This window comes from Acetomicrobium sp. (genome assembly GCF_059026225.1).
This window is the reverse complement of record NZ_JBWQOQ010000007.1, coordinates 100,767-113,709: the sequence shown is the minus strand read 5'-3', so window position 1 is coordinate 113,709 and position 12,943 is coordinate 100,767. Positions and strand designations below refer to the sequence as shown.

The 12,943-nt window shown below is 43.7% G+C and carries 11 protein-coding genes and 3 pseudogenes; 1 reads left to right on the top strand and 13 read right to left on the bottom strand.

Going from position 1 to position 12,943, the window contains the following annotated elements; translation table 11 throughout:
• Positions 1 to 122: 122 nt before the first annotated feature.
• The 8 genes from AC5SXE_RS04655 to hepT form a co-directional block, all read right to left on the bottom strand.
• Positions 123 to 1,208 carry a hypothetical protein gene (locus AC5SXE_RS04655; protein WP_493916771.1) on the bottom strand — a complete coding sequence of 362 codons (1,086 nt, stop codon included), beginning with the start codon at positions 1,206 to 1,208 and terminating at the stop codon, positions 123 to 125.
• Positions 1,201 to 1,731 carry a GNAT family N-acetyltransferase gene (locus tag AC5SXE_RS04650; RefSeq protein WP_493916770.1) on the bottom strand — a complete coding sequence of 177 codons (531 nt, stop codon included), beginning with the start codon at positions 1,729 to 1,731 and terminating at the stop codon, positions 1,201 to 1,203. The genes AC5SXE_RS04655 and AC5SXE_RS04650 overlap by 8 nt, the downstream gene beginning before the upstream one ends.
• Positions 1,715 to 2,386, bottom strand: coding sequence for a sugar transferase (locus tag AC5SXE_RS04645; protein WP_493916769.1), 672 nt, complete (start codon positions 2,384 to 2,386; stop codon positions 1,715 to 1,717). The genes AC5SXE_RS04650 and AC5SXE_RS04645 overlap by 17 nt, the downstream gene beginning before the upstream one ends.
• A gap of 265 nt (positions 2,387 to 2,651) precedes the next feature.
• Positions 2,652 to 3,764 (bottom strand): DegT/DnrJ/EryC1/StrS family aminotransferase, encoded by a 1,113-nt coding sequence (locus tag AC5SXE_RS04640; protein WP_493916768.1) that lies wholly within the window; start codon positions 3,762 to 3,764, stop codon positions 2,652 to 2,654.
• 82 nt (positions 3,765 to 3,846) lie between these two features.
• A complete protein-coding gene (locus AC5SXE_RS04635; protein ID WP_493916767.1) occupies positions 3,847 to 5,703 on the bottom strand; it encodes a polysaccharide biosynthesis protein in 1,857 nt (618 codons plus the stop codon).
• A gap of 498 nt (positions 5,704 to 6,201) precedes the next feature.
• Positions 6,202 to 6,414 carry a DUF4351 domain-containing protein gene (locus AC5SXE_RS04630; RefSeq protein WP_493916766.1) on the bottom strand — a complete coding sequence of 71 codons (213 nt, stop codon included), beginning with the start codon at positions 6,412 to 6,414 and terminating at the stop codon, positions 6,202 to 6,204.
• Between the two features lie 7 nt (positions 6,415 to 6,421).
• Entirely contained in the window at positions 6,422 to 7,135 is a 714-nt protein-coding gene (locus tag AC5SXE_RS04625; protein WP_493916765.1) for an Rpn family recombination-promoting nuclease/putative transposase, read from the bottom strand.
• A gap of 399 nt (positions 7,136 to 7,534) precedes the next feature.
• On the bottom strand, positions 7,535 to 8,023 hold the full coding sequence (hepT, locus tag AC5SXE_RS04620) for a type VII toxin-antitoxin system HepT family RNase toxin (RefSeq protein WP_493916764.1): 489 nt from the start codon (positions 8,021 to 8,023) through the stop codon (positions 7,535 to 7,537).
• Between the two features lie 341 nt (positions 8,024 to 8,364).
• Between hepT and AC5SXE_RS04615 the strand changes: the two genes are divergently transcribed.
• On the top strand, positions 8,365 to 9,201 hold the full coding sequence (locus AC5SXE_RS04615) for a ZIP family metal transporter (RefSeq protein ID WP_493916763.1): 837 nt from the start codon (positions 8,365 to 8,367) through the stop codon (positions 9,199 to 9,201).
• Here AC5SXE_RS04615 and AC5SXE_RS04610 read toward each other — a convergent pair.
• The 5 genes and pseudogenes from AC5SXE_RS04610 to AC5SXE_RS04590 form a co-directional block, all read right to left on the bottom strand.
• Positions 9,186 to 10,331 (bottom strand): annotated as a pseudogene (locus AC5SXE_RS04610) (UDP-glucose dehydrogenase family protein); the annotation flags it as partial. The gene AC5SXE_RS04615 and the pseudogene AC5SXE_RS04610 sit on opposite strands and share 16 nt — an antisense overlap.
• Positions 10,332 to 10,351: 20 nt before the next feature.
• A pseudogene (locus AC5SXE_RS04605) lies at positions 10,352 to 11,301 on the bottom strand (NAD-dependent epimerase).
• Positions 11,302 to 11,635: 334 nt separating this feature from the next.
• Entirely contained in the window at positions 11,636 to 11,992 is a 357-nt protein-coding gene (locus AC5SXE_RS04600) for a glycosyltransferase (RefSeq protein ID WP_493916762.1), read from the bottom strand.
• Between the two features lie 13 nt (positions 11,993 to 12,005).
• Positions 12,006 to 12,173 (bottom strand): annotated as a pseudogene (locus AC5SXE_RS04595) (glycosyltransferase); the annotation flags it as partial.
• Positions 12,174 to 12,181: 8 nt separating this feature from the next.
• Positions 12,182 to 12,832 (bottom strand): glycosyltransferase, encoded by a 651-nt coding sequence (locus AC5SXE_RS04590; RefSeq protein ID WP_493916761.1) that lies wholly within the window; start codon positions 12,830 to 12,832, stop codon positions 12,182 to 12,184.
• Positions 12,833 to 12,943: the final 111 nt, after the last annotated feature.

The window sequence follows — 12,943 nt, the reverse complement described above, 5'->3', positions numbered from 1 at the left end:
TCCCTCCATACGCTCGCATATGCTCGAATCATTATGTGTTGTTACCAAAAAATCATATAAATGCATTAGTATTATTGGAATATGTTATATTTCTGATTCGGTATCCATTCGTGTCCAGATACCTATATTAAATAATATTGATAAATAACGTCTCTAATTTTCTGAATGTCCTTGATGTCATATCTCTGATCACAAGGGATTGATAAAATCGTACGATAAATGTGCTTGCTAAGTGGATAGCTATTAATATCTACTTGTGGTGGGATGGGCCAATGTATTGGACAATATATATCTTCGCTGATAAGCAACTCTTTTAATTTGTTTCGTCCAGCGTGTACATATACTGGAAAAAAAAATGGGCAAGTAGCATTTGAAACATTTTTAAATACTGGTTCAATATCTTTGAGATTCTTTAAAGCATCATGTAAAAATACAAAATTTCCTCTACGCCTTGCAATTAAAACGTCTGTATCAAACTCGCTTATAATAGCATTAGAAACCTCATCTATCAAATAAGGGCCAAAGTCTTGATTTAAGATCTTTTCTGCTTTGTCAAACATATTTAGAAATTCTTTCTTTAATTTGCCATCGTTTGATTCTATATACTGCCTTTTTAATAATAAAGCTTTTTTTCTGATGCTAACAAAATTCCTTTGTGTATCAAAACAATAATTAACATCATCATATTTTGAAGCTATGAACCCACCACTGGGAAGGCCTGCCCACTTTCTTAGGCTGGCTACATAGTAATCGTTTTCAGGGTATCTTTCAAATTTCGAAAATAATGTATGAGTCACATCTTCAACAATTATTGTTCCGGATGCTTTTAAATCATTAATGATGGTGTATAAATTATCATTAGTTGAAAAACCAAAATATCCCATATGTAAAAATATACCTATTTCGAGTTTTAAGTAACTTTTTATACTTTCTATATTCGGCTTTAGGTCATAATTTATATCGTAAAAATAACAATTATATCCCTCTTTGATAAAAGGCATGATAACGGATTCGCAAATATATGCAGGCAACAATGCGATTTTAGATGTGACCCTATCTTTAACATGTTTCAACATTAACATTATAGCGCCCCTACCTGATGAAGTCAGTATATGATTTCCCCATTCATTTATCCATTCAGGGCTGCTATCTATATATTTATTTGGGACTTTAGTAAACCAAAATTCTCCCCCTATTTCTTTACTCATTAAATTCATCCTTTAAAATCGACCATACAATAACATCATGGTAATTGCCATTTTTATAAATCCTTTCTCGCAAAATACCTTCCTTTTTAAAACCAAGTTTTTCTACAACTTTTTGAGATGCAATATTATATTCAATAACCTTACAGTAAACACAATGTATATTAAGTTCGTCAAATGCATATTTAATAAGAGCTTTTACAGCTCTTGTGCCATATCCTTTACGCCTAACATCAATTCTGTTAGCAATCTTCCAGTGAGACTCGGCAGTACGATTTTTCCAATCTATATCGGTAAGCATCACTGTGCCAATAGCCCCATGCTCTTTGGTGTCTATAATTAATCTGAGTTCGTCTGATCTGTTAGCCAAACTTTCAAACCATTTTCTTTGTTGATATACAGACACGGGATAAGAATAACCACAAGTCATGCTTTCAATTTCGGGATCATTGATCATTTCTCTTAGTAATTCTAGATCGCTTTCTTCTATAGCTCTTAACGTTATATCCTCATACTCTATTATCATTTTTTATGCCTCCGACGGAACTTTTGTAGATGTAATTTTTAGGTTTTCTTATTTCATGTAAAGATTTATCGGGGAAATCTGCCCCCCTTACACCTATATCAGACTTCGTAAGAACTTTTTTTACAGTCATTAAAAAAATTTTTACATCAAACAGAAAGCTCACATTATTGACATATTCTAAATCGTATCTGAATTTTTCTTCCCAGGTTAGATAATTACGACCATTTACTTGAGCCCATCCACTAATGCCTGGCCTTATATTATGTCTATGTATCTCCTCATCTGTATAATAGGGTAAGTATATAACTGGCAATGGTCTAGGGCCTATGAAACTCATCTCTCCTTTAATAATATTTAACAATTGTGGCAGTTCATCAATACTCAATTTTCTTAAAATATTCCCAACCCTCAATAAACGATCTGCATCACTTAATTTGACCCCATTCTTTTCAGTTTTTACTATCATGGTACGAAATTTATAAAGCGTGAATATTTTATTATCTTTGCCTGCTCTCTCTTGCTTAAACAAAATTGGTCCACAAGGATCCTCTATTTTTATTGCTATTGCTGCAGCTAACATAACAGGAGAGAAAATTACTAATAATAAAATTGCGAAAAGAAAATCTAGCAACCTTTTTATATATTTTTTATACATCTTTACCATTCCTCCAGGTAGCTAGTAGATGCATTTAGGCATATCGTTAGTTTGATTTTAAGCAGTTAATTGCTTTTAATCTTATTTTATCGAATAACATCTAGATAGAACAACGATTTAAGCTTTTATAGTTTAATCGTATCAGGGTATGAGATTCATATTTACAAGCTCGCAATATTTATGTCAATTATTATTTTATGCTGCACAGCAAAATTTTTATTTATCATATAAAATTCTCGCATGCCTTTCATCCTCATTAAACATCTCATCTCCAAACCCCTTTAATTATTTCACATATCCTGTTTAGGTCATCGTCCGTCATTTTTGTATCGCTTGGAAGACATAAGCCATGTTCGAAGAGCTTTTGGGATACGCCGCTTCCCAAAAAGTCGCAATCCCTGTAAAAGGGCTGCATGTGCATGGGCTTCCATATGGGCCTTGATTCGATGTTTTCGCGCTCCAGAGCCTCAAGGATTTCTAAAGGCTTGACTTTGCCAGATAAGGTGATACAGCTCAGCCAAAAGTTAGGCTCGTTCCAGTCGTTTACGGGCATCATTTCTAGCCCTTCAAGATGGCTTAAGTTTTCTTTGTAAAATTCAAAGATGTGCTTTTTTTGGGCTAACCGACGGTCCAAAACTTTAAGTTGGCCCCTGCCGATGCCCGCCAGCACGTTGCTCATCCTGTAGTTGTAGCCAAGCTCGCTGTGTTCGTAGTGTCGTGCCTTGTCCCTGGCTTGGGTGGACCAAAATCTGACTTTGGCTATCCTTTCTTCGTCGTCTGAGACGAGCATCCCCCCGCCTGACGTCGTGATGATCTTGTTGCCGTTGAAGGAAAAGATGCCATATTTGCCAAAGGTGCCCGTGTATTTGCCCTTGTACTTTGTGCCCAGGCTTTCGGCGGCGTCTTCTATTAATGTGACGTTGTGGTCTTGACATATCTTCATGATCGGGTCTAAGTCTGCGGACAAGCCGTAAAGGTGAGTCAGTATGACCGCCTTGGGATTAGGGTATTTCTTGAAGGCGTCCTCTAAGGCCTCGGGGGCCATGTTCCAGGTCTTTAAGTCGCTGTCTATAAATACTGGCGTCGCGTTTTGATACACGATTGGGTTAGCCGTGGCCGAAAAGGTGAGAGACTGGCAAAAAACTACGTCGTCTTTTTCCACTCCTGCGGCCTTCAGCGCCATATGGATGGCGGCAGTTCCTGAAGAAAGCGCAGCGGCATGTTTCGCGCCAACCCAAGCGGCAAGCTCTTTTTCAAAGGCGTCCACGTTTGGTCCAAGGGGCGCTATCCAGTTGGTATTAAAGGCTTCTTTCACGTATTGCAATTCGTAGCCTTCACCGCTCATGTGCGGCGACGAAAGCCATATCTTTTTTGTCAACTTTATCCCTCACTTTTTAATTTCAAACTTTAAAATATTGCGTCCTTTGTTAGAATAAAAGCTCAAATACTTTTTTATTTGTTCACACCTCAACCGTCTGCTCCAACCTAAACGTCGGCACGATCATCTTTATGACCGAAAGTATTTCTTCTTTGTCGCCGTCTTGGGCCACCTTTAGCAGATATTCGAGCTTTTCGTCGAAGCTTTCGTCAATGTCGTTTTGGTTTGCTATATAGATCTTTTCGTGAGGAGACGGTATGGTGCCTTCTTCTGCTGTAAGTAACTCCTCGAATAATTTTTCGCCGGGCCTTAAACCGGTGTATATGATATCTATGTCTTCATGAGGCGTAAAGCCTGACAGCTTGATGAGGTCTTCTGCCAGGTTTTTGATCTTTACGGGTTCTCCCATGTCTAAGACGTAAACTTTCCCGTTACATGGCAAGGCCGCAGCCTGCAAGACCAGTTGGGCTGCCTCCGGGATGGTCATAAAATAACGTTTCATCTCGGGGTGAGTGACCGTAACTGGACCCCCACTAGCAATCTGGCGTTTAAATATGGGAATTACGCTTCCCCTGCTTCCCAGGACGTTTCCAAATCGTACGGAGACAAAGGTATGCCCTGGAGCAGCTTTTTCGGCCAATTTGCGCACTATCATTTCAGCGATGCGCTTGGAAGCGCCCATGACCGACGTGGGGTTTACGGCCTTATCAGTGGATATATTAACAAATCGCTCGACGCCCCATTTTAGCGCCAGCTCGGCTACGTTTTTGGTGCCGAGGACGTTATTTATTATGGCCTGATCCGCATTTGTCTCCATCAAGGGAACGTGTTTATGTGCGGCAGCGTGGAATACAACTTGAGGCCGAAATTTCTTAAAGACCCGCTCAAGCTTTTGGCGATTTTGGACGTCGGCAATGACAAGTTCATATTTCAATCTTGGAAATAAAGCTTTGATCTCAAGCTCAAGTTCAAATAAGCTGTTTTCTCCCCTGCCCAAAAGGACCACCTTTTCCGGTCCAAAACGCGCAACCTGCCTGACAATTTCGGAACCTATGGATCCCCCTGCTCCCGTAACGAGTATGCGTTTGCCCTTCAGGTATTTTGATATGGCATCGACGTCAAGGCTCACCGGTTCCCTGCCCAGTAAGTCTTCTATGTCTACCTCGCGTATCTGTGAAATGGAAACTTCGCCTGAAAGAACTTGATAAACGCCTGGGATGATGCGATAAGATACGCCCGCTTTACTGGATAAATCCACAATTCGACGCACAAGGCGACCATCGCCAGAAGGTATGGCAATTAAGACCTCTTGGATACGGTGGTTTCCGACCTCTATGGGCAGAGAATCGATGGGGCCAAGGACGGGAAGTCCTAAGATTTTCGTTCCCTCTTTTGAAGGGTCGTCATCCAAGAAACCCTGGGGTTTTAGGCCGGCCTCGGGATGGCGCAGCATTTCACGGGCAATCATGGTCCCGGCTTCGCCGGCGCCGACGATCAGGATGTTTTTGGGCTCGACTAAGGATTCCGTATTTTTATAGCCATGGTTCTCATGATAAAGCCTGAAAAGCGCCCGGGTACCGCCCAAGGCAAGCATCGCCAGAAAAGTATTTATTATGGGGATGCTGCGCGGCACGCGTAAGGAAGTACCACTTATGAAACACAGCCCAGAAACGGATAAACCAAAAATTACCATGGCCTTAAATAAAGTCACTAAATCGGGAATCCCGGTGCTTCGCCAAGAACGCAAAGGAAGCTTGTAAACAACTTCAACTAAAAGCAAAGATACGGCTGTAATCAAAATATATGGAGGAATTTGATTGCTGTAAGAAAGAAATCCTCCTTCAAGCCGCAAATAAAACGCCAAAAAAACACATACACCACAGGCTAATAATAAATCTATTGCAAACTTTGCAATGTAAGTTCTTCTAAAGATCTTCATTGCTAATCACCAAGCCTCGAGTTGCAAATTTGGGGCAGTAAATCCTGCTAGATGACAATCAGGGTGTTTACTCCCCCCACTTCATGCTATCATTTTATCTTACTTTGCGCATATTTTACAACTTCAATCTGTCTCGGCTTGATTTTGTCCGCCAATGGGGTCAGGTCTTTAATCTTGAATTTTAATTTATCACATGGAAATAGTCTGCCCCCAAATTCATGCAGACTTTAATGATATCAGTTAATTTTTGCTAATATATAGTGCGCCATCGAGAACCGCCGAATTTACGGCCTTGCCAGTGGCATTAGTGGGTGATTTGGTTCAATAACAAAAAGCCAGAGCGGTTCACAAAGGACCCACCGCCTATTTAGTGGTTTTATAATGGTAAACCCCAATGCACAACCCTAATACATAAAAAGAGATTCATCAAATATCGCTGTATCACTTAGCAAAAATTCTATTTTTCTGAAAGTATTTTTGTATAGTAACTCTGTCCCTTTACTGTCCAAGCAGCTTTAAAACTTCCTCTTTCGATTTGGCGTCAAGGACGGCTTCGGCTGCAGCATCAAGTTTGGATTCATCGGTGACGGAGCGGATCATCTTTTCGTCAGAAGACGACAGGCCAAATTTTCGGCGCAGTTGTTTTATAAGCAGATCTTGTTTACCTTTGATTTCTCCCTTGCTCATCAATTTCTCTGCCAGAGACGGCACGATTTCTTCACCTCCAAGTTCTTTTACTATCCGTTGCATGGTGGTCTTGGTCTACATCCACAGTGTAAAGCAGGTATAAAAACAGTATCTGTTTTTCTTCTTCAGGCAAGTTAATTATAACAGTTATCTTCGCGATATCCTCTATGTCACGTAAGGCTACAAGCTTCATGATCATCAGGCTTGCCATCAAAAAGGGTGTATCTTTTGCCCTTTGTTCTATCTCTTCGTTAGGAATTTGGGTTAGGTCCACTAATACGTAGTTGAACTCAGGGATGTAAGGTTTTATGGATTCACCTATATTTTGAAACTGTCCTTGAAAATGAGTGGTAACGTTCCAGCTTGAAGAGCCGTGATAGATGACCACGGGAATTATAGGTGTAAGTGGTTTATTCTTCTTTCTCTGTTCATCCCACGTTACGGTCATATAATTTAGTATTTGAAGTAAAACTCCAGGGTCAGGATATGACTTGTGTTCAAATACGAAGTAAACTTGTCCTTTAGTATTTGATATATGGCATTCAACGGCTATGTCCATGTAGTACTTGTTGTAGCCCTTGATCTTTTCTGTGGGAATGAGCTTCATTTCCTTTAAATCTATTTGACTTGAAAGCTCTTTTGGCAGGAATTCCTTTATGAACTGTCTTACGTTTGCTTCGTCAGACATTACCCTTTTAAAAAGCCTGTCGTGTGGGTCTTTGGGCGTTAGGTCGTCTTTTGGCACAGGCGAGGCCTCCTTTGGTTGAAAATAGGCAATATGATTTTATTTTTGGTAGCCGAAGAAGAAAAAGCCAGCATATGTTGCATCATTTGCTGATGATATCACAAAAAGATGCCGAACGTAACTTGATCTTTAGTCTAAATTAAGCCTTGGGAGCATTTAAAGGGAAATTAGGTATTTTTGATAGCCTCGTTAATTTACTAAATTAAAAATTCAAGATTCGAGACCTGATCAGATCTTGAGTTTTGAGTTTTTCATCGCTTGTCAATTTAACATTTTATTTTATCCATCACAAACTTGGTCTCTAAAATTCCTGCCCGGTTCTTAAATTGGAGGGTTGGTGAAGGCTTAACTTCGAGGATTGAGCCTTTGCCTGCCTAAAAATGCTTTTCTTACAAATTATCATGTTAGAGTAAAATTCAAAGCTAAAGATCTGAACCAAATATCTGACTCCAAAGACCTATTTTCTTCTAACTGAATCATTAATGGAATGATGGAAGCAATAAACTTCTCAAAATCGCCCAATTGCTCGGTTATAATTTCGTATAACAATTCCCGCGATACATCCTCGTAACCACGGACGAGACGATTACGCAGACCGACCATAGCAGAATAGGTGTCAAACTCCGAGGCCGAAATGACCTTTTTCTTGCTGAGCATTTTTAAGGCGTCACGTGCGTCACTCGGTGGGTAATTAAATTTTTTGGCAGCCACGTGATAGACTATGTCAATCATTGCTTCAATGCTCGTCTGCAAAAAATACTTTATGGCGCTCAGTATCAACGTGTCTTCGATTATTTTCTGTCGTCCGTAAGTTTTTACTATTTCGTTGATAGTATTCACTTGCTGACGAATGTAGGCTATCTTTCGTCTGTGGCGGGTCCGTGTCAAGAGTCATCGTTATGCCCCCACGATGCTCTTCAGGCATTCGATGTAGCGCGGGTAATTTTCCCCATAACGACGGCTCACGATCTCTATGAAATTGGTGATCGTTTCGTGATCTCGTTCGTAGATCAACCTTCTTTATAAGGTCCTCATCTATGCGAACCATGGTTCTCAACTTGCCTTTCTCTCCCTTTCGCCCTTTTAGCTTCCTCATTAATATATATTATACATATAAATAAACGAATGCTATCCGCGTTCTGCTTTAACTAAACCTTTTTTAAATTGGCTGGCCATGCTATATTTATTACGTCAAACTAAATCAATTATGCATAAATGGGGAGGATGCGATGAATTTGACACAAGCATTCGTCAACTTAAGTCCCGTGATGCAGGCGCTCATCGCAACGCTTTTTACCTGGGGAGTGACGGCCCTGGGGGCTGCGGCGGTCTTTTTGACCAAAGAGGTGAGCAAAAAGCTGCTCGACAGCATGCTTGCCTTTGCCGGAGGTGTCATGATAGCGGCAAGCTACTGGTCCCTGCTTGCTCCTGCCATCGAGATGTCCGAAGGAAAGCCAATACCGTCCTGGGTTCCGCCTGCCATCGGGTTTCTGGCCGGCGGAGTATTTATGCGCATTATAGACATGATACTTCCTCACCTTCATATAGGACTTGAAAAGTCCGACGCCGAAGGGATTAAAACCTCATGGCAGCGAAGCACGCTTTTGGTGCTTGCCATAACCCTTCACAACATCCCCGAAGGCATGGCTGTGGGCGTCGCCTTCGGTGCTTTGCATTATGGGCTGCCTTCGGCTTCCTTGGCGGGTGCCGTGTCTTTGGCCATCGGCATTGGTCTTCAAAACTTTCCCGAGGGCTTTGCCGTATCCATGCCCCTGCGCCGCGAGGGCGTTTCGCCATATAAAAGCTTCATGATGGGACAACTTTCTGCCATGGTCGAGCCCATAGCAGGCGTCATCGGCGCTAAGGCCGTCATGATAGCCCAACCGATCCTTCCCTATGCACTCGCTTTTGCGGCGGGAGCCATGATATTTGTGGTCGTCGAGGAAGTCATCCCCGAAGCCCAACGTAGCGGTGAAACAAACATCACCACCATGGCCGCCATGTTAGGTTTTACCGTGATGATGACCAAGGCGTCGCTTCCTTCCATGGTCTCGTATTCGTTTTGACAGTAAATGATCCTGTCTTCGATGTTTTTGAGCCTCCATTTGGCTTCCCTATGGGCTGCGGGGTCGTAGACCTTAAAGGTGGCACCTTTTTGGGCGAGCTCGTTTAGTATGGTTATGGAGGGTGCCTCGCGCATGTCGTCAGTGTTCGGCTTAAAGGCAAGCCCAAGCACTGCCAATTGCTTTCCCGATAAATCGCCTAAAACGCGCTCTATCTTTTGTGCGGCCAAAAGCTTTTGGCGTTCGTTTGCCTCGACGGTCTGCTCGACCAAGCTTAAAGTCACGCCGAATTTGCGCGCCATCTCGGCAAAGGCCCTGGTGTCCTTGGGAAAGCAGCTTCCGCCGTAGCCCGGCCCCGGGTGCAGGAACTTGGGCCCGATGCGGCCGTCCATGCCCATGGCCCTGGCGACGTCCTGCACGTTTGCCCCCACGTGCTCGCAAAGGTTCGCCACCTCGTTTATGAAGGTCACCTTCATCGCCAAAAAGGCGTTTGAGGCGTACTTTATCATCTCGGCCGTCTCTATGTTCGTCTCGACGAAGGGCGTCTCGTTTAAGTACAAGACCCTGTAGACCTGCTTCATCACCTCAAGGGCACGCTCGGAATCCGTGCCGATGACCACCCTGTCGGGGTGGGTGAAGTCGTGCACGGCCGAGCCTTCCCGCAGGAATTCAGGGTTTGAGACGACGTCAAACTCAAAGCTTGCCCCTCTTTTTGCAAGTTCTTCATTTATCCATTCTTTGACCTTCTTGCCCGTCCCGATAGGCACAGTGCTTTTGTTCACGATGACCTTGTAGCCGTTCATGTAGCGGGCGATGTCGCGGGCGACCTGCTCCACATACGTGAGGTCCGCGCTTCCGTCGTCTGCGGGAGGCGTTCCCACGGCGATAAATATCACGTCGCAGCTTTCGACGGCCTGCCTTAAGTCGGTGGTAAACTCAAGCCTCTTGTAGTAGACGTTTCTTTCGACTATCGGCTGTAAGCCCGGCTCAAAGATGGGGATCACGCCGCGCTTTAGGCCTTCGATCTTTTCTTCGTCTTTGTCCACGCATATCACGTTTAGCCCGAAATCGGACAAACAGCTTCCCGAAACAAGCCCAACGTAACCCGTCCCAACGACAGCTATCCTGTTCATGAACGTCCACTCCTTGCCCTTTAAACTTTATAATATTTCCTGTACCACTCCACGAACTTTGCCAAGCCTTCCTCTATTGGCGTCTCGGGCTTGAAACCGATGGCTTTTTCAAGGTCCGTCACGTCGGCGTAAGTCATTATAACGTCGCCCGGCTGCATGTCCAAGTATATCTTTTGGGCCTTTTTGCCAAGGCAATTTTCGAGGACGGCAATGAACCTTGAAAGCTTCACGGGGCTGTTGTTTCCCAGGTTATAGATCTTGTAGGGGGCAAAGCTTTCGCTTATCGGGCCTGCCTTTTCGTCCCAGTCGGGGTTTGCCTTTGGCGTGAGGCCAATAAGGCGGTAAAGGGCTTTTACCACGTCGTCAATGTAGGTAAAGTCGCGGCTCATCCTGCCGTGGTTGAAGACTTTAATAGGCACTCCTGCCAAGATGTCGCGGGTGAAGGAAAAATAAGCCATGTCGGGCCTTCCCCATGGGCCATAGACGGTAAAAGCCGCACCCCCGTCGAGGGGATGCCGTAAAGGTGAGCGTAGGTGTGGGCCATCAATTCGTTTGCCTTTTTCGTGGCAGCATACAAGCTCACGGGGTGGTCCGTGTTGTGCTCCGTCGAAAAGGGGACGGTCTTATTGCCGCCGTAAACGGAGCTTGACGAGGCAAAAAGCAGGTGTTTAACGGGATAACTTCGGCAGGCTTCAAGGACGTTTACGAACCCCACCAGGTTTGAATCCACGTAGGCGTAGGGGTTTTCGATGGAATAGCGCACCCCCGCCTGGGCCGCCAGGTTCACCACGTATTCGGGCTTGCAAGCGGCAAAAATTTCGTCCACGGCAGGTTTTTCCTTTAAATCTGCGCAGTAAAAGACGAAATTGCCATAGGCGCGCAGTATATCCAGGCGGTCTTCCTTGAGCTTGGGGTCGTAGTAGCTGTTTAGGTTGTCTAAGCCAACGACGAAATGCCCCCGCTCAAGCATGAACTTGGCGAGGTGAAAGCCGATAAACCCGGCAGCGCCGGTGATCAGGATTTTTGACTGTGTAGGTAAGGTATCGGTCATTTGGTGGTCTCCTTTGGTTAAATCTAAATTAGGCCTTTATGGGGCGCAAAGATTGCAAAATGGGTATTGCTGTAATGCTTAAGACATAGTGCAGCCGCGAAGGAAAATGAGGCATCTTTGCAGGTGTCGTTAACATTTTATATTAAAATTCAAGATTAAAGACCCGACCTGCATTGACACAAAACCCTGCCCAGGGGTTGCAGCTGTTGAATACTCTATATTACATGTTTAACCTATTAGGTAAATCCAAGATTCAAGACCCGACCCTGGGGCTTTTTCTTGATAAATAAAGGTCATATATATCGGACATCTCGGCCAGGACATTTTCCAAAGAATAATCGCGTATCTTTTTTTGCCCCGCAATGCCCATGGAAATTCGCAGTTGGCGATCCAAAATAAGTTTTTCAAACGCCTGAATTAATCCAGAAACATCTTCAAGTTCTACCAAAAACCCTGTACGCCCATGTTCCACTAGATCGCGGTTGCCGCGGACATTGCTTGCTACAACTGGTTTGCCTGCAGCCATGGCTTCCATCATGCATTTCGGCAGGCCTTCGTCGCTTGGAAACAAGGGTAGCGATATCAGTTTCTCTAAGAATTTGCGGAACATCGCCACGGTAGCCCAAAAAATAAACTCGCTTAAGTTGCTCTTTTATGACTCTTCTCTGTAACGTTTTCATTTTTTCTCCAGTGCCTACAAATAACAAATGAATGTAATCATGCCGACTTGCCAGATCACCCCAGGCATCTAATAAAAAATCTTGATTCTTATTTTCGTTTAGTTCTGCCACGCACGTAATCACTGATATCTTCCTGGCCAATTCCTAAGGATAGCACGAATGTTATTCTCGCTTACAGACGGGTTAGCATATTTGGATAAATCGACACCCACTCCATGCACGTAAAACAAATTTTCTTCGGCCTTGAAGTCAAGCTTTTGGGCATTCTCAAAATCCTCATCGTTCATAACAATTAACCCGTCCGTCCAGCGGGAGGCAATTTGCTCTGCAGTATGGTAGATAAGCCAGTTTCGCCTCGGAGCTCCCTTATAGAAGTGAAAACCGTGTGCAGTGTATAAAACCGGCCCCTGATGTGTTGATTTAGCTAAAAACCTTCCCAAAAAGGCAGCGACAGGCGTATGAACATGGATGAGATCAAAATGATGGTTCTTTAATAAAGATCTCAACTCAAGGAAAGCCTTAACATTAGCAGGGTTATAAGGAGAACGCTTGAAAGGGATCTCCCAACATATCACACCGGCATTTTCAACATCATCCCTGCGTCCTGTCACAGAAGAAGCTGCGGCATGAACCTCGTAGCCTTTTTCCTGCAGCATCTTCATAAATGGGATGTGAAAAGCTGCCAAGTGGTTATAGACGGTGGCGATGAAAAGGACTTTGCCTTTATTTTGGGAATGACTGTTTTTATTTGTCGCGTTACAAACTTGCACTTATGCCAATCTCCTTTTGGTTAAAAGCTCTTTGTAAAGTGCCTCCCACTGGTCTACGACATGCTCGAGGCTGTAGTTTGCTTCGATATATGCTCGACCTTACCTAGGGCA